The 21,549-nt window shown below is 72.5% G+C and carries 22 protein-coding genes; 9 read left to right on the top strand and 13 right to left on the bottom strand.

The features are described from left to right. Positions 1-116 precede the first annotated feature (116 nt). Positions 117-782, top strand: coding sequence for an O-methyltransferase (locus ACZ607_RS14710; protein WP_078850520.1), 666 nt, complete (start codon positions 117-119; stop codon positions 780-782). Between the two features lie 98 nt (positions 783-880). Here ACZ607_RS14710 and ACZ607_RS14705 read toward each other — a convergent pair whose 3' ends face one another. Then, positions 881-1,048, bottom strand: coding sequence for a DUF3117 domain-containing protein (locus ACZ607_RS14705; RefSeq protein ID WP_003966491.1), 168 nt, complete (start codon positions 1,046-1,048; stop codon positions 881-883). A gap of 315 nt (positions 1,049-1,363) precedes the next feature. Here ACZ607_RS14705 and chcB point away from each other — a divergent pair, with 315 nt between their 5' ends. Next, positions 1,364-2,173, top strand: a complete 810-nt coding sequence (gene chcB, locus ACZ607_RS14700; RefSeq protein WP_469735089.1) for a 2-cyclohexenylcarbonyl CoA isomerase — start codon at positions 1,364-1,366, stop codon at positions 2,171-2,173. A 39-nt stretch (positions 2,174-2,212) separates the two neighbouring features. Here the strand turns inward: chcB and ACZ607_RS14695 are convergent, their stop codons facing one another. Together ACZ607_RS14695 and ACZ607_RS14690 are read right to left on the bottom strand one after the other, a co-directional pair. Beyond that, on the bottom strand, positions 2,213-2,797 hold the full coding sequence (locus ACZ607_RS14695) for a DNA-3-methyladenine glycosylase I (protein WP_469735088.1): 585 nt from the start codon (positions 2,795-2,797) through the stop codon (positions 2,213-2,215). Beyond that, positions 2,794-3,183: a DivIVA domain-containing protein gene (locus tag ACZ607_RS14690; RefSeq protein ID WP_469735576.1), complete on the bottom strand. Its 390-nt coding sequence runs from the start codon at positions 3,181-3,183 to the stop codon at positions 2,794-2,796. Before ACZ607_RS14690 ends, ACZ607_RS14695 begins: the two co-directional genes overlap by 4 nt. A 92-nt stretch (positions 3,184-3,275) precedes the next feature. On the opposite strand from ACZ607_RS14690, the gene folP reads away from it, so the two are divergent. Next, the gene (folP, locus tag ACZ607_RS14685) at positions 3,276-4,148 is read left to right on the top strand and encodes a dihydropteroate synthase (RefSeq protein ID WP_469735087.1); all 873 of its coding nucleotides are present in this window, start codon (positions 3,276-3,278) and stop codon (positions 4,146-4,148) included. Positions 4,149-4,206: 58 nt separating this feature from the next. On the opposite strand, the gene ACZ607_RS14680 is transcribed toward folP, so the two are convergent. Both ACZ607_RS14680 and dapE read right to left on the bottom strand, forming a co-directional pair. Then, positions 4,207-4,992 carry an LOG family protein gene (locus tag ACZ607_RS14680; protein WP_469735086.1) on the bottom strand — a complete coding sequence of 262 codons (786 nt, stop codon included), beginning with the start codon at positions 4,990-4,992 and terminating at the stop codon, positions 4,207-4,209. A gap of 85 nt (positions 4,993-5,077) precedes the next feature. Continuing rightward, positions 5,078-6,157, bottom strand: a complete 1,080-nt coding sequence (dapE, locus tag ACZ607_RS14675) for a succinyl-diaminopimelate desuccinylase (protein WP_469735085.1) — start codon at positions 6,155-6,157, stop codon at positions 5,078-5,080. A 62-nt stretch (positions 6,158-6,219) separates the two neighbouring features. Here dapE and ACZ607_RS14670 point away from each other — a divergent pair, with 62 nt between their 5' ends. Beyond that, complete coding sequence (locus ACZ607_RS14670; RefSeq protein ID WP_469735084.1) at positions 6,220-7,116, top strand: VldE C-terminal domain-containing protein; 897 nt, start codon at positions 6,220-6,222, stop codon at positions 7,114-7,116. A 307-nt stretch (positions 7,117-7,423) separates the two neighbouring features. Beyond that, positions 7,424-7,786 (top strand): ATP-binding protein, encoded by a 363-nt coding sequence (locus ACZ607_RS14665; protein ID WP_469735083.1) that lies wholly within the window; start codon positions 7,424-7,426, stop codon positions 7,784-7,786. Between the two features lie 127 nt (positions 7,787-7,913). On the opposite strand, the gene dapC is transcribed toward ACZ607_RS14665, so the two are convergent. Both dapC and fdxA read right to left on the bottom strand, forming a co-directional pair. Next, entirely contained in the window at positions 7,914-9,017 is a 1,104-nt protein-coding gene (dapC, locus tag ACZ607_RS14660; protein WP_469735082.1) for a succinyldiaminopimelate transaminase, read from the bottom strand. Between the two features lie 99 nt (positions 9,018-9,116). Next, the gene (gene fdxA, locus ACZ607_RS14655; protein WP_014154250.1) at positions 9,117-9,437 is read right to left on the bottom strand and encodes a ferredoxin; all 321 of its coding nucleotides are present in this window, start codon (positions 9,435-9,437) and stop codon (positions 9,117-9,119) included. Positions 9,438-9,554: 117 nt separating this feature from the next. Here fdxA and ACZ607_RS14650 point away from each other — a divergent pair, with 117 nt between their 5' ends. From ACZ607_RS14650 to ACZ607_RS14640, 3 genes are all read left to right on the top strand, one after another. Beyond that, positions 9,555-10,556, top strand: coding sequence for a GNAT family N-acetyltransferase (locus tag ACZ607_RS14650; protein WP_469735081.1), 1,002 nt, complete (start codon positions 9,555-9,557; stop codon positions 10,554-10,556). A 30-nt stretch (positions 10,557-10,586) separates the two neighbouring features. Next, entirely contained in the window at positions 10,587-11,438 is an 852-nt protein-coding gene (locus ACZ607_RS14645; RefSeq protein WP_469735080.1) for a transglutaminase-like domain-containing protein, read from the top strand. Positions 11,439-11,695: 257 nt separating this feature from the next. Then, positions 11,696-13,489 carry a coagulation factor 5/8 type domain-containing protein gene (locus ACZ607_RS14640; protein ID WP_469735079.1) on the top strand — a complete coding sequence of 598 codons (1,794 nt, stop codon included), beginning with the start codon at positions 11,696-11,698 and terminating at the stop codon, positions 13,487-13,489. Between the two features lie 63 nt (positions 13,490-13,552). Here the strand turns inward: ACZ607_RS14640 and ACZ607_RS14635 are convergent, their stop codons facing one another. From ACZ607_RS14635 to ACZ607_RS14615, 5 genes are all read right to left on the bottom strand, one after another. Further along, positions 13,553-13,990 (bottom strand): VOC family protein, encoded by a 438-nt coding sequence (locus ACZ607_RS14635; RefSeq protein WP_469735078.1) that lies wholly within the window; start codon positions 13,988-13,990, stop codon positions 13,553-13,555. Between the two features lie 96 nt (positions 13,991-14,086). Then, the gene (locus tag ACZ607_RS14630; RefSeq protein ID WP_469735077.1) at positions 14,087-16,198 is read right to left on the bottom strand and encodes a peptidoglycan binding domain-containing protein; all 2,112 of its coding nucleotides are present in this window, start codon (positions 16,196-16,198) and stop codon (positions 14,087-14,089) included. 175 nt (positions 16,199-16,373) lie between these two features. Continuing rightward, entirely contained in the window at positions 16,374-16,835 is a 462-nt protein-coding gene (locus ACZ607_RS14625; protein WP_469735076.1) for a DUF6113 family protein, read from the bottom strand. Continuing rightward, positions 16,832-17,749, bottom strand: coding sequence for an N-acetyl-1-D-myo-inositol-2-amino-2-deoxy-alpha-D-glucopyranoside deacetylase (gene mshB / locus ACZ607_RS14620; RefSeq protein ID WP_469735075.1), 918 nt, complete (start codon positions 17,747-17,749; stop codon positions 16,832-16,834). Before mshB ends, ACZ607_RS14625 begins: the two co-directional genes overlap by 4 nt. Positions 17,750-17,823: 74 nt before the next feature. Further along, entirely contained in the window at positions 17,824-18,018 is a 195-nt protein-coding gene (locus ACZ607_RS14615) for a hypothetical protein (RefSeq protein ID WP_014154257.1), read from the bottom strand. 166 nt (positions 18,019-18,184) lie between these two features. Here ACZ607_RS14615 and ACZ607_RS14610 point away from each other — a divergent pair, with 166 nt between their 5' ends. Then, a complete protein-coding gene (locus tag ACZ607_RS14610) occupies positions 18,185-20,311 on the top strand; it encodes a S9 family peptidase (protein ID WP_469735074.1) in 2,127 nt (708 codons plus the stop codon). Positions 20,312-20,332: 21 nt separating this feature from the next. Here the strand turns inward: ACZ607_RS14610 and ACZ607_RS14605 are convergent, their stop codons facing one another. Next, positions 20,333-21,424 carry a hypothetical protein gene (locus tag ACZ607_RS14605; RefSeq protein WP_469735073.1) on the bottom strand — a complete coding sequence of 364 codons (1,092 nt, stop codon included), beginning with the start codon at positions 21,422-21,424 and terminating at the stop codon, positions 20,333-20,335. Positions 21,425-21,549 lie beyond the last annotated feature (125 nt).

Below are 21,549 nucleotides of genomic sequence, written 5' to 3'. Positions count from 1 at the left end.
GAGCAAGGGGCACATTCCGGGCCAGGCCGCAGGGCCCGGTCCGCGTGTTCTCCCCTGCCCCTTCATAACGCCTGGTCCCATCTGCGGGTTCCCGGGTCCAGCGGATACAGTCACCGTTGCGCCAACTACGGGGACAGGAGAGGGTCATTACCGCCAACCGGCAGACGAGCTGGGCATTCGCCGACGCCTTTGTCGCCGAGGAAGAAGCTCTGCTCTGGGCCCGGGACCGGGCCCAGGAGACGGGGCTCCGCCCGGTGTCGTCAGGCACCGGCGCGGCACTGCGCCTGCTCGCTGCCACCGCGGACGCCAAGGCCGTGGCCGAGATCGGCACCGGAACCGGCGTGTCCGGTATCTATCTGCTGCAGGGCATGCGTCCGGACGGCGTACTGACCACCGTCGACCCGGAGCCCGAGCGCCAGCAGTTCGCCCGGGAGGCCTTCCGGGCCGCGGGCTTCGCCACCAACCGGGCCCGCTTCATCCCGGGCCGCGCCCTCGACGTACTGCCCCGGCTCGCGGACGGCGGATACGACCTCGTCTTCTGCGACGGCGACCGCCTGGAGAGTCTGGACTGTCTCGCTGAATCGTTGCGCCTGCTACGACCGGGCGGCCTGGTCTGTTTCGAGGGCGTCTTCGCCGACGGCCGCACGATCGACTCGGCCGCACAGCCGGCCGAGGTGCTGCGCCTGCGCGAACTGCTGCGGGCCGTGCGCGAGAGCCAGGAGCTCATGGCGACGCTGCTGCCGGTGGGCGACGGCCTGCTGTGCGCGGTACGGCGCGGCTGAGCACTCCGGCTCCACGCCGCCCGGCCCGGCCCCCGACGCACCACTGCCCCGGCACGGAGTCCGTGCCGGGGCAGTGGTGAAGTGTGGGCGCCTCCGCCTCAGCCGACGACCTTCTTCAGCGCGTCACCGAGTGCATCGGCCTCGTCCGGAGTCAGCTCGACGACAAGCCGACCGCCGCCTTCGAGCGGAACGCGCATGACGATGCCCCGCCCCTCCTTTGTCACCTCGAGCGGGCCGTCGCCCGTCCGCGGCTTCATGGCCGCCATGCTCGTTCCCCTTCCTGAAACCAGCTCATCGCAGCCGGCGGCCCCATGACAGGCGCTGCCTCACCGGCGTCGAACACAATGCTTCCTCCGCATTATCCCGCATCAGAGACCCCGATGACCAACATCGGTCGGCATCGCTTGCGCAACGCGCTCTCTCAAAACCACTCAATTCGGCGATCCGGCTGCGATACTGCGCCACCCTCGGCCCCCAGCCGAAGTCCAATCGTTAGACGCAGGTCACATGTCCCGTGCGCCCGGAGTCCGCCATGCTTGCCTGGACAGGCACGACGCCGGACCCGTAAGGAGACCCTGCACATGGCCGACACGGCTGACACGGTGCTCACCGACGTGAGCGACGGGCTCGCGACGATCACGATCAATCGCCCCGACGCGATGAACGCCATGAACACCGCGGCGAAGGTCGCGCTCCGCGACGCGCTGCTGAGGGTCGCGGACGACTCCGCCGTGCGCGCGGTTCTGCTCACCGCCACCGGGCGCGCCTTCTGCGTCGGCCAGGACCTCAAGGAGCACGTCGCCAAGCTCGCCGAGGCCCGCGAGTCGGACGGCGGCAACGCGCTGAGCACGGTGCGTGAGCACTACAACCCCATCGTCCGCGCCCTCACCGAGATGGAGAAGCCGGTCGTCGCGGGGGTCAACGGGGTCGCCGCCGGTGCGGGCTTCGGCTTCGCGCTCGCCGCCGACTACCGCGTGGTCGCCGACACCGCCTCCTTCAACACGTCCTTCGCCGGTGTCGCGCTGACCGCCGACTCGGGCGTCTCCTGGACGCTGCCGCGGCTGATCGGCCCGAGCCGCGCCGCCGACCTGCTGTTCTTCCCGCGCTCGATCTCCGCCCAGGAGGCGTACGAGCTCGGCCTGGTGAACAAGGTGGTGCCCGCGGCCGACCTGGCGAAGGAGGCGCACGCGGTGGCCCGCGCCCTGGCGGACGGACCGACCGTCGCCTACGCGGCCCTGAAGGCGTCCATGGCGTACGGCGCCGGGCACACGCTCACCGAGGCGCTGGAGAAGGAGGACGAACTCCAGACGAGGGCGGGCGCGTCGCAGGACCACACGATCGCCGTCGAGGCGTTCCTCGCCAAGCAGCCGCCGAAGTACCTCGGCAGGTAGTGGGCAGGGCGGCGGCGGGCGGGACTTCCAGATCACGCCCTACCGGCCGCCGCCCCGGGCCACGCAGTCGGCCAGATGGTCGTCGACGAGCCCGCAGGCCTGCATCAGGGCGTACGCGGTCGTGGGGCCGACGAAGCGGATGGACCGCTTCTTGAGCTCCTTGGCCAGCGCGGTGGACTCCGGGGTGACCGCCGGCACGTCGGCGAGGACCTCGGGGGCCGGCCGCGTGGCCGGGTCCGGTGCGAACGACCAGATGAGCGCGTCCAGCTCGCCCTCGCCCCAGCCGGCCAGCACCTTGGCGTTGGCGAGGGTGGCGTCGATCTTCGCGCGGTTGCGGATGATGCCGGCGTCGGCGAGGAGACGCTCCCGGTCGGCGTCGGTGAACTCCGCCACGGCGGAGATCTTGAATCCGGCGAACGCGCTGCGGAAGCCCTCGCGGCGGCGCAGGATCGTCAGCCAGGACAGCCCCGACTGGAACGCCTCCAGGCAGAGCCGTTCGAAGAGGGCGTCGTCGCCGTGGACGGGGCGGCCCCACTCGGTGTCGTGGTAGACGAGGTAGTCATCCGTGGACAGGCCCCAGGGGCAGCGCGGACGCCCGTCCTCGGCCGGCTCGGCCCCGCTCATCGCCCGTCCTCCCCGTCCTGCCGTCCGTCGTCGGCGGGTGCCTCGCCGGGCCGCTTGAACAGGTCCGGGCCGTTCACCGCGGTCGCCTGGGCCCCGGCGAGCGCCGACTCCATCTCGGCGATGTGGGCGTCCCGCTCGGCGAGCTCGGCCCCCAGCCTGCCGAGGGCCTCGTCCACATCGGTCATGCGGTACCCGCGGACGGCCATGGGCAGCCGCATGGCCTCGACATCGGCACGGCCGACGGGGCGGTTCGCGGGCAGCGGGTCGGTGAGCCGCTCGGGCTCGACCTCCTGCAGCACCGCGCTCCCGCCTCCACCGACCACCGCCAGGGTGACCGCGGCCACGACCACGACCATCGTCAGCAGCAAGAACCAGAACACGCGCATCTCCCTGGGGGCGGAATACCTGTCCAGGTCAGATCGTGCCATGCGGCACCGACAGTTAGGGTCGCAGGCGGGCCAACAGGGAGGATGCAGGAATGCGAAGCGGGGCGCTCAGGCTGGGGCGGCGGGAGTTCGGGCCGCACGAGCCGGTGATCATGGCGATCGTGAACCGGACCCCCGATTCCTTCTACGACCAGGGAGCGACGTTCCGCGACGAGCCGGCGCTCTCCCGGGTCGAGCAGGCCGTCGCCGAGGGCGCCGCGATCATCGACATCGGCGGGGTGAAGGCGGGTCCCGGCGAGGAGGTCACGGCCCAGGAGGAGGCGCGCCGCACGGTCGGCTTCGTCGCCGAGGTGCGCCGCCGCCACCCGGACGTCGTGATCAGCGTGGACACCTGGCGGCACGACGTGGGCGAGGCCGTCTGCGAGGCCGGGGCGGACCTGCTGAACGACGCGTGGGGCGGCGTCGACCCCGAGCTGGCGGCCGTGGCCGCGCGGTACGGAGCGGGCCTCGTGTGCACGCACGCGGGCGGCGCGGAGCCCCGTACCCGGCCGCACCGGGTGGCGTACGACGACGTGATGGCGGACATCCTGCGGGTCACCCTGGGGCTCGCCGAGCGGGCCGTGGAGCTCGGGGTCAGGCCGGACGGGATCATGATCGACCCGGGGCACGACTTCGGGAAGAACACCCGGCACTCCCTGGAGGCGACGCGCCGGCTGGAGGAGATGACGGCCACGGGCTGGCCCGTCCTCGTCTCGCTCTCCAACAAGGACTTCGTCGGTGAGACCCTCGACAAGCCGGTCAAGGAACGCGTGATCGGGACGCTCGCGACGACGGCCGTGTCGGCGTGGCTGGGGGCGCAGGTGTACCGGGTGCACGAGGTGGCCGAGACCCGGCAGGTCCTGGACATGGTGGCGTCCATCGCGGGACACCGGCCGCCGGCGGTCGCCCGGCGCGGCCTCGCGTAGGCCCGCCCCGCCGCCTCACGGCGGCGGGTGGGGGCGGGTGCCCCCACCCGCACCTCGTCTACCGGCCGACTTCCTTCGTCACGAGCCGGACCGCCTCGTCCACGTCGTCGGTGACGTGGAACAGCATGAGGTCGTGCTCGGACGCCTTGCCGCCCGCGACCACGGTGTTCCGCAGCCAGTCGACCAGGCCGCCCCAGTACGCCGTACCGAACAGGACGATCGGGAAGCGCGTGACCTTGCCGGTCTGCACCAGGGTCAGCGCCTCGAAGAGCTCGTCCAGCGTGCCCAGACCGCCCGGCAGGACGACGAAGCCCTGGGCGTACTTCACGAACATCGTCTTCCGGACGAAGAAGTAGCGGAAGTTGACGCCGATGTCGACATGTGGATTCAGCCCGGACTCGAAGGGCAGCTCGATGCCCAGCCCGACCGAGACGCCCTTGGCCTCCCTGGCCCCCTTGTTCGCCGCCTCCATCGCGCCGGGGCCGCCGCCCGTGATGACGGCGAAGCCCGCCTCGACGAGCGCCTTGCCGATCTTCACGCCGGCCTCGTAGTCCGGTCCGCCCGCCGGGGTGCGGGCCGAGCCGAAGACGCTGATGGCGCTGGGAAGTTCCGCCAGCGCGCCGAACCCCTCGACGAACTCGGACTGGATCCGCATGACCCGCCAGGGATCGGTGTGGACCCACTCCGAGTCGCCCTCGGAATCCAGCAGCCGCTGATCGGTCGTGCCCGGCTGGACCTGGTCCCTGCGCCGCAGTACCGGACCCAGTCGCTGCTCCTCGGGCTTCACCGCGCCCTCGGGAATCTGCGCGCCCTCGGGGATCCGTGCGTCCTCCGGGTTGCCCATGACCTGCTCCCTCCGCCGACCTGCGATGTGCGTGTCTCGCTTCAGCGTAGATCGGCCGAGGTTACGTACAGGGGAATGCCGTGAGTCAGCTGGTGAGCCAGGAGCGGAGGCGCTCCTCGCAGTGCGTGATCCGCTCGACGCGCACGTGCTCGTCGCGCTTGTGGGCGTACAGCGGGTCGCCGGGACCGTAGTTCACCGCGGGGATGCCCAGGGAGCCGAAACGGGCCACGTCCGTCCAGCCGAACTTGGGCCGTGCGACACCGCCGACCGCGTCCATGAACGCCTTGGCCGCCGGGTGCGAGAGCCCGGGCATCGCGGCGCCGGTGTGGTCGTCCACGACGAACTCGGCGACGCCGCAGTCCGCGAAGACCTCCTGGACGTGCGCCTCCGCCTGCTCGGCCGTGATGTCGGGGGCGTAGCGGTAGTTGACGACCAGCGTGCAGGCGTCCGGGATGACGTTGGTGGCGACGCCTCCCTCGATGCCCACGGCGTTGAGCCCCTCGTGGTACTCCAGCCCGTCGATGACCGGGCGGCGCGGCTCGTACGCGGCCAGCCGGGCCAGCGCGGGGGCGGCGGCGTGGATCGCGTTGGACCCCATCCAGGCGCGCGCCGAGTGGGAGCGCTCGCCCGCGAACCGCAGAAGGACGCGGAGAGTGCCCTGGCAGCCTCCCTCGACCTCGCCGTTGGAGCCCTCCAGGAGGACCGCGAAGTCCGCGTCGAGCCACTCGGGGTGCGCCTCCGCCACGTGCCCGAGGCCGTTGAGGTCGGCGGCGACCTCTTCGTTGTCGTAGAAGATGAACGTCAGGTCGCGGTTGGGCTCCGGCACCGTCGCCGCGATCCGCAGCTGCACGGCGACGCCCGACTTCATGTCGGAGGTCCCGCAGCCCCACAGCACGCCGTCGTCGTCGAGCCTGGACGGCACGTTGTCCGCGATCGGGACGGTGTCGATGTGCCCGGCGAGCACGACGCGCTCGGCACGGCCCAGCTGCGTCCTGGCCACGATGTTGTTGCCGTGGCGGTCGACGGTCAGATGCGGCAGCGGGCGCAGGACCGCCTCGATGGCGTCGGCGAGGTCCTTCTCCTGCCCGCTGACCGACGGGAAATCGACCAGCCGGGCGGTGAGCTCCGGCCCGTCCAGGGCGAGGTCGAGCGTGTGTCCATCCATGGCCACGAGCCTAAGGGACCGAGCAGTCGGCCCCGGCCCTACCCTCCAGTACGGTGGGCCCCGTGCCCCGGTCCAGCTCCTCTCCCCGCCGCAGCCGCGCCCTCCGTGCAGCGGCCGCCTTCGCCGTGCTCGTGGCGCTGGCCGGCTATCTGGCCGTGCAGTACCTCTCCGGCAACAAGGGCTCACCCCGTTGCACGGTGGGCCCCGCCGACGGGGGCGAGGGACGTACGTACGAGCTGAGCCCCGACCAGGCGGCCAACGCCGCCACCATCTCCGCCGTGGGCACCACACGCGGGCTGCCGGAGCGCGCGGTGACCATCGCGCTGGCCACCGCGCTGCAGGAGTCCGCGCTGCGCAACCTCGCCCACGGCGACCGGGACTCGCTCGGGCTCTTCCAGCAGCGCCCCTCGCAGGGATGGGGGACGCCGGCGCAGGTCATGGACCCGGTCTACGCGTCGGGGAAGTTCTACGAGCACCTCGCCGAGGTCCCTGGCTACTCCCGGCTGCCGCTGACCGTCGCGGCCCAGCGGGTGCAGAAGAGCGCGTTCCCGCAGGCGTACGCCAAGCACGAGCCGGACGCGACACTGCTGGCCGCCGCGCTGACCGGGCGGGCCCCCGCCTCACTGACCTGCTCGGTGCGGACGCCCTCCGCCGAGGGCCCGGGGGACGCGGCCGAGGTGCGGTCCGACCTGGTGCGCGCCTTCGGTGAGGACGTCCTGCCGTCCGCCGGGTCGGCGGGCTCCTCGGCCGCGGGCACGGTGTCGGTGCCCGTGCGCGCCGGGGACGGCGGCGCGTCGCAGCACGGCTGGGAGCTCGCCCACTGGGCGGTCGCACGGGCCGCCACCCTGCGGATCACGGAGGTCTCGTACGCGGGCCGGGTGTGGACCAGCGACACGGGCTGGCGGACGGAGCGTAAGGAATCGGGCGCCACGACCGTCCGAATGCGCCTCGCTCAGTAGTACGTCCCGTCATCCGTACGGGGCGTCGGGCGTCCGCCGGACCCCCGCTCCCGCCACCGTTTCCCCGCACCCGGCGTCCGGGCCGATTTCCTTGTCCACACAGGGAAGTGACGGTTCATCAGGCGTCCACCGAATGCGTCGTTCGCCCGGGTTCCTCCATTGCGGATTATCTGACGCATTACCCAGTCTTTGCCTGGGTGCCCCGCAACCTTCCCCGCCCCCGGACCGGTTGTTCAGTGCGTCCGATCACCGGACAGGCGGATTCCGCATCCGCCGAGAACCGTTGACGTCCCGTCGAAGGAGCATCATGTCCCTCCCCCTGACCCGCCGGATCGCCCGTGCCGCGCTGCTGATCGCCGCAGGCGCGGCCCCCGTGGTCGGCGCGGCCGGAGCCGCGGGTGCCGCGGGGCTCCCGCAGACCCCCGCGCTCGGCGGCCTCACCTCGCTCGACGGCGCCGGGCTCAGCAGCACGCTGGACTCCACCTCCCGGCAGGGCTCCGAGGTGGCGAACGAGACCGGCGGCAAGGTGGTCGGCACGACCCTGCCCGCCGCGGGCAAGACCCTCCGGACGGCCGGCACCCTGGCCGACGGCGAGCTGTCGGAGGACACCCTGCCGACCAAGAGCCTCCCGACCAAGGGCCTGCCCACCAAGGGCCTGCCGATCGGCTGATCCGCCGGACGGCACCACCGTGCCAGGCATGCGAAGGGGCCTCGGGAGTGCGCACTCCCGAGGCCCCTCGCCGTACAGCCGCCCGACGTACAGCCGACCCACGTACAGCCCCAGCCGTACCGGCCGGCTAGGACAGCCGCTTGACCGCCGCGTCCACCCGCTCGTCCGAGGCCGTCAGCGCCACCCGTACGAAGCGGTCCCCGGCCGGCCCGTAGAAGTCGCCCGGGGCCACCAGGATGCCGAGCTCCGCGAGATGCGCCACGGTCTCCCAGCAGGGCTCGTCGCGGGTGGCCCACAGGTAGAGGCTCGCCTCGCTGTGCTCGATCCGGAAGCCGTGGGCCTCCAGCGCCGCCCGCAGCACCGCGCGCCGCCGTGCGTAGCGCTCCCGCTGCTCCGCCACGTGCGCGTCGTCGCCCAGCGCCGCGACGGTCGCCGCCTGGACCGGGGCCGGCGTCATCATCCCGCCGTGCTTGCGGATCTGGAGCAGCTCGCCCAGGACGGCCGCGTCACCCGCGATGAAGGCCGCGCGGTAGCCGGCCAGGTTGGAGCGCTTGGAGAGCGAGTGGACGGCGACGAGCCCCTCGTACGTACCGCCGCAGACGTCCGCGTGGAGTACGGAGACGGGCTCGGCCTCCCAGCCGAGCTCCAGGTAGCACTCGTCGCTGAAGACCAGCACCCCGTGCTCGCGGGCCCAGGCGACGATCCGGATCAGCTCGTCCTTCGGCAGGACGCGGCCCGTCGGGTTGGACGGCGAGTTGAGCCAGAGCAGCTTCAGCCCCTCCGGGTCCAGCTCCGTCGGGTCGTCGTAGACGACGGGCTCGGCGCCGCAGAGCCGCGCCCCGACCTCGTACGTCGGGTAGGCGAGCCGCGGGTAGGCGACCTTGTCGCCCGCGCCGAGACCCAGCTGGGTCGGCAGCCAGGCCACCAGTTCCTTGGAGCCGACGACCGGCAGCACGTTCCCGTGCGTCACCCCGGTCGCGCCGAGCCTGCGCTCCACCCAGCCGGTGAGGGCGTCACGCAGCGCCTCGGTCCCCCACACCGTCGGATAGCCGGGGCTGTCCGCCGCGCCGATCAGCGCCTGCTGGATCAGCTCGGGCACCGGGTCGACGGGCGTACCGACCGACAGGTCCACGAGGCCGTCCGGATGGGCCACGGCCGTCGCCTTGTAGGGCGCCAGCTTGTCCCAGGGGAAGACCGGGAGACGGGAGGAGACGGGAACTGCTGCGGACACGGAACTCTGCTTTCTCGTACGGGGCCGTGGCGGCCGGAAAACACCTCGGTCCCGCACGGTGACAAGCCGTACGGGACCGGGCGGCGCTCGTGCGGCCGCTTACTGGTTCTGCGGCGGCAGCGCGGCGATGAACGCGTGGTCGCGCTCGATGAGGCCCAGCTTGGAGGCGCCACCCGGCGAGCCGAGGTCGTCGAAGAACTCGACGTTCGCCTTGTAGTAGTCCTTCCACTCCTCCGGGGTGTCGTCCTCGTAGAAGATGGCCTCGACCGGGCACACCGGCTCACAGGCTCCACAGTCGACGCACTCGTCCGGATGGATGTACAAGGACCTGGAGCCCTCGTAGATGCAGTCGACGGGGCACTCTTCGATGCAGGCCTTGTCCTTCACGTCGACACAAGGCTGCGCGATGACGTAGGTCACGCTGTCGTTCCTCCTCGGTAGGGCGTTGGCTCTCGCGCGGGAGCGCGGCGTCGTCGATGCCCGCCCCTAGTATCTCCGTTCCGGGGCACGATCCGAACAGGAGGGGCAGACAGAGCTGTGGAATTCACCATCGGCGGACGGCTCGAGGTTCGCATAACGCCTGCTGACGTGGGCAAACGCGTGTCGGTGCGGCGCGTCGCCGACGTGCCGGACGAGGGCGCGAAGTTCACCGACACGGTCGGTGTTCTCACATCGTGGGACGACGGAGTGCTCTCGGTCACGACGAGGAACGGCGAGAGCATCCGCATCGCGGAATCCGCGCTGGTGGCGGGCAAGGTGGTGCCCCCGGCCCCGGCACGCCGCCGCGGCCCCGCCGCCTCCTACGAGGAACTGGCCCTGGTGACCGCACGCGCCTGGCAGCCCGTGGAGAGCGAACTCCTGGGCGAGTGGCGGCTGCGCGCGGCCGGCGGATTCACCCGCCGCGCCAACTCCGTGCTGCCGCTCGGCGATCCGGGACTCCCGCTCGGCGAGGCCCTCGGCCGCGTCACCCGCTGGTACGAGGACCGGGACCTGCCCGCGTACGTCCAGACCGCCACCGGCGCCGAGGACACGCAGGAACGGCTCTGCGCGGGCCTGGAGGAGCACGGCTGGCGGCGCGAGGTGACCGCCGAGGTGCGGATCGCCGCGCTGGCACCGCTCGGCGACCTGGACGCCGACATCTCCGCCGTACGGCTGGCCCGGGAGCCGGACGACGCCTGGCTCTCCCGGTACCAGCGCTTCGAGACTCCGGGGCCCCATGTGCTGAGGGTGCTGGGCAGCGGACCCTCCGTCCTGTTCGCCACCGTGCCGGGGGACGGTCCGGCGGGGGCGCCCGCCGCGATCGGGCGCTGTGTCGTGGACGGCCGCTGGGCTGGCTTCATGGCCGTGGAGGTGGACCCGGCCCAACGGCGCCGCGGTCTCGCCACGGCCGTGATGACGGCGCTGGCCCGTGCGGCGCTGGACGAGGGCGCCTCCGCCGCGTGGCTCCAGGTGGAGGCGGACAATGGAGCTGCCCGTGCGCTGTACGACGGCATGGGCTTCGCCACCCACCACAGCTACCACCACTTCCGGCCCGCGTAGCGCGGACAGCAGCAGGGGGACGTGTCACACATGAGCGCCGAGGACCCGGGCACGGCCGAACGACGGCGGCGGTTCGCCGAGGAGGCCCGCGCCGAACGGCCCGACCTCGCGCTGCTCTGCCTGCTGCTGGGCGCGGAGGCGGCCCCTCCGACGCCCGGGGACGCCGACCCCCACGGCATCGACGCGGCGCAGATCGAGCTGGACCGGCTGGCCGGACTCCTCCCGTACGGAGCGCGCGGCCCCCGCGCGTGGGCGTCCGCGCTGGCCGAACTGCTCGGCGAGCGCTGCGGTTTCGCGGGCTCCTCCCAGGACTACCAGCGGCTGGACTCCTCGGTGCTCCAGCAGGTGCTGCGGCGGCGCAGGGGCCTGCCCATCCTGCTGTCCGTGGTCTGGATCGAGGTCGCCCGCAGAGCCGGTGCCCCCGTCTACGGGCTGTCGCTCCCCGGCCATTACGTGGTCGGTTTCGGCGACCCGGCCGAGCGGGTGCTGGCCGACCCCTTCGCCGGCGGCGCCCCGCTGAGCGCCGAGGACGCGGAGCTGATGGTGGCCGGGGCGACCGGAGCGCCGCCCTCGGCGACGACACACGCGCCCGCCAGGCCGCTGGAGACGGTGCTGCGGATCCTCAACAACATCCGGGCCTGGGCGGCGGCCCGCCCCGAGCGTACGGATGTGGCGCTGTGGGCGCTCGACCTCTCCCTGCTGCTGCCCTCGCACCCCGCGAGGCTCCGCTACGAGCGGGCGCAGCTCCTCGTGCAGCGCGGGGAGTTCCTGCGCGGGGCGGCGGAGATGGACGAGTACGCGGAGATCGTCGACGGCATCGAGCCGACGGCGGCCGAGGCGATCCGCCACCGCGCCCAGGCCGCCAGGGCGCTGCTGAACTGATCGCGTACGCACCGGGCCGCGCCGGGCGCGTGGTCACCCTCTGAACTCACGGTCCGGCCCGACTGCGCGCAAAGTCGCCCAATTGCCGTACGGCCGACGCCATTTGTTGCCCGGACGGCAAACAGTTGAGGCTCCTGATGCACACCTCTTGACGTGTCCAGGGCGACGGCGGTTACATCGGCGAAACGAGAGAGCGCTCTCTCACCTCTCTCAAGGTTCCGTCGTGCATCCGTACCACGACCCAGGAGACGTCATCCATGCAAGCTCCCCCCACGAGTTCCGCGCCCCCCACCGCTCCTCGCCGGCACCGCCGTTCCAAGGCTGTCGGTTTCGCCGCGCTCGCCGTTTCGCTGCTCATGGCCTTCCCCACAGCCCAGTCGGCGTTCGGCGACGAGACCGAGGAGCTGCCCGGCGGGGGCGACCTCGGCCCCAACGTGCTGGTCTTCGACCCGTCCACCCCTGACATCCAGGGCAAGGTCGACGAGGTCTTCAAGAAGCAGGAGTCGAACCAGTTCGGCACCGACCGCTACGCGCTGATGTTCAAGCCGGGCACGTACGACAACATCAACGCCCAGATCGGCTTCTACACCTCCATCGCCGGGCTCGGCCTGAACCCCGACGACACCACCTTCAACGGTGATGTGACCGTGGACGCGGGCTGGTTCGACGGCAACGCCACTCAGAACTTCTGGCGTTCGGCCGAGAACCTCGCCCTGAACCCCGTCAGCGGCACCAACCGCTGGGCGGTCTCCCAGGCCGCCCCGTTCCGCCGCATGCACGTCAAGGGCGGGCTCAACCTGGCACCCGACGGCTACGGCTGGGCCAGCGGCGGCTACATCGCCGACAGCAAGATCGACGGCGAGGTGGGCCCCTACTCGCAGCAGCAGTGGTACACCCGCGACAGCTCGGTCGGCGGCTGGGGCAACGGCGTCTGGAACATGACCTTCTCGGGCGTCGAGGGCGCACCCGCGCAGAGCTTCCCCGAGCCGCCGTACACGACGCTGGACAACACCCCGGTCTCCCGCGAGAAGCCGTTCCTCTACCTCGACGGCGACGACTACAAGGTCTTCGTCCCCGCCAAGCGCACCAACGCGCGGGGCACGTCCTGGGGCAACGGCACCCCGCAGGGTGAGTCCATCCCGCTGGACCAGTTCTACGTGGTGAAGCCCGGCGCGACCGCCGAGACCATCAACGCGGCCGTGGACCAGGGTCTGCACCTGCTGTTCACGCCCGGTGTCTACCACGTCGACCAGACGATCGACATCGACCGCGCGAACACCGTCGCCCTCGGTCTCGGCCTCGCCACGATCATCCCGGACAACGGGGTCACCGCCGTCAAGGTCGGTGACGTGGACGGCGTCAAGCTCGCCGGACTGCTCATCGACGCCGGGACGACCAACTCCGAGTCGCTGATCGAGGTCGGCCCCGAGGGCTCGTCCGCGAGCCACGCGGACAACCCGACGTCGCTGCAGGACGTCTTCGTGCGGGTCGGCGGCGCGGGTGCTGGCAAGGCCACCAACGGCATGGTCGTCAACAGCAACGACACGATCATCGACCACACCTGGCTCTGGCGCGCCGACCACGGCGACGGCGTCGGCTGGGAGACCAACCGGTCCGACTACGGGCTCACGGTCAACGGTGACGACGTGCTCGCCACCGGACTGTTCGTCGAACACTTCAACAAGTACGACGTCCAGTGGAACGGCGAGAACGGGAAGACGATCTTCTTCCAGAACGAGAAGGCGTACGACGCCCCCGACCAGGCCGCCATCCAGAACGGCGACATCAAGGGCTACGCCGCCTACAAGGTCGCCGACGACGTCACCACCCACGAGGGCTGGGGCATGGGCAGCTACTGCTACTTCAACGTCGACCCCACCATCCGCCAGCAGCACGGCTTCCAGGCCCCGGTCAAGCCCGGGGTGAAGTTCCACGACCTGCTCGTCGTCTCCCTCGGCGGCCAGGGACAGTACGAACACGTCATCAACGACACCGGATCCCCCACATCCGGCACGGACACCATCCCGTCCCAGGTCGTTTCCTTCCCTTAGACCGGGGGGAGACAGGGCCCGGCCGCACCCGCGGCCGGGCCCTGTCCCGTTCACGCGTGCCGTTCAGAGCACGCAGAACTCATGGCCCTCCGGGTCGGCCATCACCACATGGTCGGGCCGTCCGTGGAGCTCGTGCACCTGGATCACGGTGCCGCCGGCGGCCGTCAGCCGCTCCACCGCAGTGGTCACCCGTGGCCACCTGGTCTCCCACGGGGTGGCACGGCCGCCGCCCGCCTGCACATCGAGGTGCATCCGGTTCTTGGCCGTCTTCGGCTCCGGGACCCTCAGGAAGGACAGGGCCGGGCCGGCGCCGTCCGGATCGGACAGATAGGCGCCGTCGTCCCACTCCTCCTCCGGGACGTCGTGGTGGACGAACCACTCCTCCCAGCTGCCGAACCCGTCGGGCGGCGGCTTCGCCACGTACCCGAGCGCCAGGGCCCAGAAGGCCGCCAGCGCCTTGGGACGGGCGCAGTCGATCGTCAGACTCCACCGGGTGGACATGGTCCGTCTCCTCCACGATCAGGGGCGGGCGGTACGACGCCGCCCCCGCCCGGAGGCCCGGGCGGGGGCGGCGTCGTACAGGCGTGCGCGGGCCGGTCAGCCCTCGCCGTTCAGGTCGATCGCGACGGTACGCGCGGCGGGGGTCTTGCCGAGCAGCGCGCCCTGCATGGCCTGGGCCACGTCGGTCGCACTGACCTGGTGCTTCTTCCCGTCGCCCTTGGTGATCATGATGCCGTCGAAGACGCCGTCCAGCAGCTTGTCGATCGCCGCCCTGTCGTAGACGGGGACCAGCTTGCCGTCGACCGGCTTCATGGACAGGATCTGCGGCAGGGACCGCGCGGGACCGAAGTCGATCTGCTTGGGCCCGGCCTTGATGGTGACCAGGCCGGACATCGCCGGTTCGGCGAACTCCTTCATCGCCCGGTCCAGTTCGGCCTGGGTGATGGTGGGTTCCGTGGCGGCCACCGGCAGTTCGACGACGGCGGGCTCACCGGTCTGCACCTGGGCGCGGTAGGCGTCGCGGACGGAGATCATCGAGCGGTTGACGTCCAGCGACTTGCCCGACTTGCCGGGTACGGCCACGGCCTTGTTCGGCTCGAACTTGATCGTGCCGTCGTTGGCGGAGCCGGAGACACCCGCCAGGTCGGTCAGCGCGACCCCCAGCTTCTCCTCGTCGACCGGGATCACCGGGTCGGCGGGGCGCGACCCGCCGAACAGGGAGCCGATCACCGAGACCGGGTTGTAGTCGCTCCCGGCGGCCTCGCGCACGGTCTCCTGGCTGTCCAGGGTGAGCCCGGCCTTGTCGGGGGCGAGCTTCTCCTCCTTGCCCTCCACGGAGAGCCTCAGAGGCGTCTGAGCGCGCTTGCCGAGGGCGGACTCCAGCTTGGTGACCGCCTCCTCCTTCGAGCCGCCGCCGATGTCGACGCCGAGCACGGTGGTGCCCTTGGGCACCTCGGAGTGGTTCATCAGCAGGCCGGCGCCGTAGGCCACACCGAACAGCACGAAGACGCCCACGGCCAGCAGGACGAGCTTGGAGCGTCCCTTCTTTGCGGGCGCAGCGGCCTGCGGAGCCGGCCGGGGGGCGGGCGCCGGGGCGCCCGTGTCCGCAGGACCGCCGCCCAGGGGGCCCTCGGGGGGCCGTGTGCCGCCGGGCCCGCCCGGGAACGCCGAGCGGGGCTCACCGGGGATCACGGGGATGCCGCTGGTGAGCGTGTCGCCGGAGACGTGTCCGCCCGAGCCGGACCCGGGGCCGGGCGCGGGTGCCTGCGGCGTCAGGATCGCGGTGTCGTCCGACATCCGCGGGGGTACGCCGCCGGGGCCGCCGGGCCGGGGCCCGGACGGGCCGCCGGGGCCCGCCGGACCGGCGCCGCCGGGAAGACGGTCGAGGTTCGGTGTGAGCGACGAACTCCCGGTGGCCGGACCGGTGGTGGGCCCCGAGGGTCCCGGGCCGCCCGGCGGCCGGACACCGGCGTTCGGCGTGGGCCGCGGACCGGCGTCGAGGTCGTCGAGCGCGCTGCGGCCCGGACGGGGGGCGCCGCTCCGGTCGCCGGGCTGCTGCGGACCGTCCGAGAAGTACGGGGACTCCGGGCGCGGCGGGGTCGGGCCGGAAGGACCGGACCCGCCGGGCCCCTGACCGGGACCGGGACCCTGACCGGGACCGGGGCCCTGGCCGGGACCGGGGCCCTGGCCGGGACCGGGCGCGCCCGCAGCCGCAGCGGCTCCCGCACCGGGTGCGGGGGCCGGGGCCTTGCGCGGGGCGAACCAGTCGCTGCCGCTCTTCTCCCTGGCCGGCTTCTCGGCGGGGACGTCGGCCCCCTGGCCGCTGTCCCGGTCACGCGCCTCCGGGCCGGGGACCGGCGCGCCACCGGGCGTCGGCGCGGGTGCGCCGGGCCGCGGGGTGCTGCCGGTGCGCTCGGGGTCCGGACGGCCGCCCGTCGGATCCGTGTCGCTCATCGGCGTACGCATGACGACAGGCGGGATCGGACGCGAGCCCGGGATGTTGATCCGGATGCGCGTCGTCAGCGTCGTCTCGGTTCTGGGCTCCTCGGGCTGAGGCGGATCCGCAGGCTCCGGAGTCTCCTCCGGCCCGTCCTGGGACGGGTGCAGCGACGGATACTGGCGTGATCCGTACGGCGGCGTACCCGACGGGTACGCGGCTCCTCCGCGCCCCTGGGGCCCGGACGACGAACTGTCAGTTTCACGACTCAAAGCAGGTTCTCCCGATTGGCTCCGCCGCCCGTACTTCCCCCATGCCGCAGGCCAGGGGACGGCTCGGCGCGCGCACCACCATACTGGCCGCCACCGTAAGACTCTTCGCGCCCGGGGGGAACAAGGATGCGCCCGGCACCGCGCGGAGGGTCGGTCCGGGAGCGGACATACCACATCACGTGCCGGTTCGGCCGGTGTCGTTGGCCGGATACGGCAGCCGCGACATCGTGGCACAGATCACAGCGACGGCCATCCCTCCGAGCATGAAGAGTGCCAGGCCGAGCTCCTGTCCGAAGACGTAGTCGCCCTCGGGCCGCCCGCCGAGGAGGACGACGACGGCGATGAACCAGCCCACCGCGGGCACCAGCGCCCCGAGCTGTGTCCCGGTCAGCACCCGGCCGCCGTAGAACAGGCCCGCCGACGCGGCGAGCGCGAGCAGCAACCCGCCCGGGAACAGGGCCGCCTGGACGAGCGTGCCCGCGAGTCCGACCGCCGCACCCAGCACCGCCAGGCCCACGTACACGGGGATCCGCGCGGGGTTGGGCCGCGCGGCGAGGCCGGTGGGCTCGGGGCTCCTCGGCGGGGCGTTGGTGCGGGGCGCGTGCGAGGTGGCGCGCTGCCTCTTGCTGCCGCTCATGCCTCTGCTCCCGGTGCGAGGCCCTCGTCCGGCACGCCCGCGAAGAGGTCGTGCTCCCGGGAACCGTCGTCCCGGCCCGGGACGCCCCGCGCCAACTCGTAGTACTCGGTGGTGAAGACGGGCTGCCCCAGGTCGTTCGAAAGAGCGAAGAAGGGGCCGTCCACGGCGATCTGGGTGGCGTGCGCCCGCATCGCGGCGGTCTTCGCCGCGGCATACGCGGAACCGTCGATCTCTGCCGTGATCAGCGCGTCGTCCACGACACCGGGTACGTCGTCGATCGCGGCGATCCCCGGGAAGGCGTCGGGCGCGGTCCTGCGCAGCCGTGCGAAGGCCTCCTCGGCCACGGAGCGGGGCACCCGGTTCCAGTAGATCTTGGCGACGGTGTGCGGGGCTCCGGCGCCGGTGTCGTACGCGGGATCGGCGGCCAGGTCCGCGGCGCGCATCGCGACCCGGTGCGCCTGGATGTGGTCGGGGTGGCCGTAGCCGCCGTCGGGGTCGTACGTGACGAGGACCTGGGGGCGCAGGGAGCGGATCACCCGGACGAGATGACCGGCGGCCTCGTCGAGGCCGGCGGACCAGAACGCGCCGGGCCGGTGGTTCTGCCCGGTGCCCATCATCCCGGAGTCGCGGAACCGGCCGGGGCCGCCCAGGAACCGGTGGTCGGTGACCCCGAGCTCCCGCATCGCGGCGGCCAGTTCACCGACGCGGTGGTCGCCGAGGCCGCCGTCACGGTCGGCGGCGAGGTGTGCGAGGTCCGGCGGGATGACCTCGCCCTCCTCGCCGAGGGTGCACGTCACCAGGGCGACGTGGGCGCCCTCGGCCGCGTACCTGGCCATGGTCGCGCCGTTGTTGATCGACTCGTCGTCGGGGTGCGCGTGCACGAGGAGCAGACGGCGGGCGGGGAGGTCCTTCATGGGACCACCCTACGAGCACGCCGCCCCACCGGCCGAACGCCCCACGGAGCCCGGGGCGCCCGGCGGGGTGGCGGTCAGAACTTGATCCCCCCGATCATGCCCGCCACGTTCGACGTCACCTCCGAGATGGTCGGGGCGATCGACGAGCTCGCGAGGTAGAAGCCGAGCAACATGCAGACCACCGCGTGTCCGCCCTTCAGTCCGGATTTCCGGATCAGCAGGAAGACGACGATCGCCAGCAGCACCACCGCCGAAATCGAGAGTGCCACGGCGGTTCACCTCCATCAGTACGGTCGGGACGGGCAGCACACATGGAGCCAGCAGGTTCTTACCCACCGAGCGCTACGGATCATAACTATCCGTGCCGACGCATTGATCGGGGCACAGCAGCACGAGGGGCGCACGGACCGCCCGCCGGGAGCTAGGTTCGGGGCCATGACCTCGCAGAAGTTGACCTTTCCCCGCCAGCACGCCCGGACCCAGCGGTTCACTCTCGGCGCACCCCGGGCCTTCACCGTCTCACCGGATGGGACGAGGGTGCTCTTCCTCCGCTCGGCCTCCGGCACGGACCGGGCGAACCGGCTCCATGTGCTCGACACCGTGACGGGCGAGGAGCGGATCGCGGCCGACCCCGGCGCCCTGCTGGGCGGTTCGGCGGAGAAGCTGTCCCCGCAGGAGCGGGCCAGGCGCGAGCGGACCAGGGAGGGTTCGGCGGGCATCGTGGGCTACGCGGTGGACGACACGGCCGAGTTGGCGGCCTTCGCGCTCTCCGGCAAGGCGTACGTCGCCGAGTTGAGGGCGGGCACGGCGCGTGCCCTGCCGGTGCCCGGCCCGGTGATCGACCCCCGTCCCTCCCCCGACGGCCGGCACATCGCCTACGTGGCCCGGGGCGCGCTGCGCGTGGTGGGAGCGGAGGGCGACGGTGACCGGGCGGTGGCCGAGCCGGAGGACGACCACGTCTCGTACGGCCTTGCGGAGTTCGTCGCGGCCGAGGAGATCGGCCGCTACCGCGGTTTCTGGTGGTCGCCGGAGTCGGACCGCCTGCTGGTCGCCCGGGTCGACGACAGCGCCGTACAGCGCTGGTGGATCGCCGATCCGGCGCATCCCGGGAGCAAGCCCGCCGAGGTCGGCTATCCGGCGGCGGGGACGGCCAACGCCGAGGTGCGGCTCTTCGTGACGGACCTGGACGGGACCCGCACCGAGGTTGTCTGGGACCGGTCCCGCTTCCCCTACCTCGCCCGGGTGCACTGGTCCTCGCACGGCGCGCCGCTGCTCCTGGTGCAGGCCCGTGACCAGCGCAGCCAGCTGTATCTGGCCGTCGACACGGAGACCGGCGCGACCCGCACGGTGCATGTCGACGAGGACGCCGTCTGGCTCGATCTGTTCACCGGGGTGCCCGCCTGGGCTCCCGACGGCCGGCTCGTGCGGATCGCCGACGAGGGGGGCGCGCGGGTGCTCTCGGTCGGCGACCGGCCGCTGACCGGCAGCCAGCTGCACGTCCAGGCGGTGTTGGACATCGGGGAGTCGGACATCCTGGTGCAGGCGACCGCGGGCGAGGACGCGGCGGACCCGGAGACGGGGCAGAGCCATGTGTACCGGGTCAACGAGCTGGGCGTGGAGCGCGTCAGCGAGGGCGTCGGGGTCCACTCGGCGGTGCGCGCGGGCGGGGTGACGGTGCTGGTCTCGGCGTCCCCGGAGCGCCCGGGGACGGCCGTACAGGTGCTGCGGGACGGCAAGCGGATCGCCGAGGTGGCGAACCTCGCCCAGGAGCCGGTCCTGACCGCGAAGGTCCATCTGACCGAGGGGGGCGCACGGCGCATCCCGTGCGCCGTGCTGCTCCCCACCGGCTACAAGGAGTCGGACGGTCCGCTTCCCGTCCTCATGGACCCGTACGGCGGCCCGCACGGCCGCCGGGTGGTGGCCGCGCACAATCCGCACCTCACGTCCCAGTGGTTCGCGGACCACGGTTTCGCGGTGATCGTCGCGGACGGCCGGGGCGCGCCGGGCCGTTCGCCCGGCTGGGAGAAGGCGGTACGGGACGACCTCACCCTCACCCTCGACGACCAGGTCGAGGCGCTGCACGCCCTCGCCGGGCGCTTCCCGCTGGATCTCTCCAAGGTGGCCATGCGCGGCTGGTCGTACGGCGGTTATCTCTCGGCCCTCGCGGTGCTGCGGCGCCCCGATGTCTTCCACGCGGCCGTCGTGGGCGCACCGGTGACGGACTGGCGGCTGTACGACACCCACTACACCGAGCGCTACCTCGGCGATCCGGCCGACCGGGCCGGGGTCTACGCCCGCAACTCGCTGGTGACCGACGAGGGGCTCTCCGAGCCGGCCGACGAGGTGCGGCCGATGATGATCGTCCACGGGATGGCCGACGACAACGTGGTGGTCGCCCACGCGCTGCGGCTCTCCTCCGCGCTGCTGTCCGCCGGACGCCCGCACGAGGTGCTGCCGCTGAGCGGGGTGACGCACATGACCCCGCAGGAGCAGGTGGCCGAGAACCTGCTGCTGCTCCAGGTGGACTTCCTCAGGCGGTCCCTGGGGCTGCCGCGGCCGTGACGGCGGCCGGGGGCACGGCCCTCACCAGCCGGGCGGCGGGGACGCGGGCGGCGGCGGGGACCCCGATCCGCCGCCGTGCGGATAGCCGTACCCGGATCCGCCGCTCTGCGGATAGCCGTACGCGGAGGGCCCGGACCGCCGGTGGCCGAAGTCCGGCTCCGCGGGCCGGGGGTAGCCGTAGCCTCCGTACCCCTGGTTCCGCCCGTCGTCGGCCTCGAAGCCCCGGCGGGCCAGGACGAGCAGGGCCACCGCTCCGGACACGGCGAGGAGGAACGAGGTGAGCATGACCAGCTGTTGCTCGGTCGGTGCGTCACCGAAGTGTTCCAGCCAGGAGTTGTGGAGGAGCCGGGCGATTCCGCAGGCGCCGGAGACCAGCAGGAACCCGGCGGCGATCATGCCGAGCGGACGGGCGTGGACGGCCCGGAAGAGCGCGGTCCACGCCACCACGAGGCAGATCACCCCGAGTGCCACGCTGCTCCAGCCCGGCGGGGCGGCGGTGAGCCCGAGCGTGAGGCCCTTCCCGCCGATGAACCAGGCCGGGTAGACCGTGTCGGGCAGGGTGAAGAACTGGCGGATCTCCCAGGCGATCAGGACGGCACCCGAGGTGCCCAGCGCCAGGAAGGCCGTGGTCCCGGCTCCGCGTCCTGGCCGGGTGGGCAGCGGCTCGTAGGGGTCGACGGGCCGCCTGCGGCCGGCGGCCCCGGTGACGACGAGCGCGAGTCCGGCGGCCAGGGCGACGAAGGTTCCGATGAGGGCGCGGGTGCGCAGCTCGTCGCCGAACCGCCCGTCCGTCCAGGACGAGCCGATGGTCCAGACGCCCGGCAGCCGCAGGGCGAGCGTGACCAGTCCGGTGACGACGAGGGTGGAGGCGGCGACCGAGGAGCGCAGCGCGGCGATCAGGGCGAGGACGTACACCACGAGCAGTACCGGGTCGGCCTGCAGGGTGGCGGGCAGTGCCTTGGGCCATCCGTCCGTGTAGCCGGCCCAGTAGCGCACCAGGGCCGGCGGATCGCCGACGGCCCGCAGGTCCCGCACGATCCACGCCGCGACCAGGGCCGCGAGCACGGCGCAGAGCACCGCTCCGGTGATTCTGGCTCCCCGTGTGAGTATCACACCGGCGATACTCCACCGCGGTCCGCCGATGGACAAGGGGACCTGCAACCGGCCGGGGCGGCGTGATGAACGCCCCGGCCGGTTCACGGCACCCGCACGGCCGTACGTTGTCCATGGTGGGGCGT

This window comes from Streptomyces sp. NPDC104381 (genome assembly GCF_055583745.1).
The sequence above is the reverse complement of the archived record's forward strand: the minus strand, read 5'-3'. Positions and strand labels throughout refer to the sequence as shown.